We start from the raw sequence: 1,215 nt of genomic DNA, 5'->3' as shown, positions 1-1,215 counted from the left end.
CAGGGCGTTTTGCCAAGGCGGCTTCAATCTCGACCTTCTTCTCCGCGGTATCCGTGGTGGCGATAAAATCATAGGCAACCGGAATGTTCTCGGTCAGGGCCAGGATCTCGTCGAGCATGTCAGTGTAGTAAATATGCGCGCAGACCGCGACCTTGCCATAGTCGGCAGCAGCAACTTCGCCTTTCGTCCATTCATCCGGCAAAACGCTCATCAGCGCAGCGTTGGTGTTGAGATTCCTCAACTCCGAAGAGCGTAAAACATTGCGCCAAATCAAATTGAGGTCGTAATCGGAGGTCTCTTTAAGCGCCCGCAAAGCCCGAGGCAAATCAATGCCTTCAGCATTCAAGAAGGCCGGATCATGAAAAAATGGGCGTCGCTTTAGCAGAGGGAAGCGGTTGACGATTGTTTCATCAACATTGATAAACGCAGGATATCGCGATCCATATTGATCAGGATCAACGTAAGCTTCCGCCGTATAGCCGAGATCTGTGAAATGCTTCGTAAATCGCGACTCGTGAAGCAGAATGGCATCGATGTAAGTTTTGATCTCAGGGAGGCCCTCCCAGTATTTTCTGAAGGCGCGCGATTTCAGCATGTTTTTCCGGACCGCAATGAAGTTCGCGGTGAGATGACGGGGCAGATGGCCTGTTCCGGTAAACGGGTTTGGCGTCACTTCCTGATGGGCAGCACTGCCCCAAAAATCGCACTCTCGGCGTTCCATTTCCGAAAACATTTCCGAAAACGGAAAAAGAGGGCCGTAACAAGTGTCATTTAGTAGGATAAGTTCATCATACTCAGAAAGTTTGTCAAAGCCGACAGCTTCAATCCCCCTCTTGTATCCCCCTACGTCAAATCCCTCGTTCTTCCGAACCAGAAGCTGGTCGCAGCTAGCTTTGATTGCTATTTCCGAAAGCTTGGAAAGATCCCCATTGGAAACGACAATAATCCTCCCAACAAACTCGCGTAGCTTTTCGAGCAGAAAGACAACATAATCATCTGCAATTCCACGCTCGTTGTAGAGAGAGAATACGGCGATACGATTCACTTTATACCTCTGAATAGGCCGTGACATTTACCGATATAACCTGCCATTATTACAAAGCGCATTATCCGACGCTACGTCGGGAAGCTGGCTTGAAAACGGAGGCCATGCCGCGATAGATCGGCCTGAGTATTTTGAACAGGACAGGCGCCCTGAATTTTAGCGAGCTTTTA

The 1,215-nt window shown here is 49.4% G+C and carries 1 protein-coding gene; it reads right to left on the bottom strand.

The features are described from left to right. A partial coding sequence (locus NKJ01_RS36165; protein ID WP_352735369.1) for a rhamnan synthesis F family protein occupies positions 1 to 1,045 on the bottom strand: 1,045 nt, incomplete at its 3' end. Positions 1,046 to 1,215: the final 170 nt, after the last annotated feature.

Origin of the sequence: Mesorhizobium sp. M0276 (assembly GCF_040321755.1) — a bacterium.
Classification (GTDB): Bacteria; Pseudomonadota; Alphaproteobacteria; order Rhizobiales; family Rhizobiaceae; genus Mesorhizobium.
This window is presented reverse-complemented; position numbering and strand designations above follow the sequence as displayed.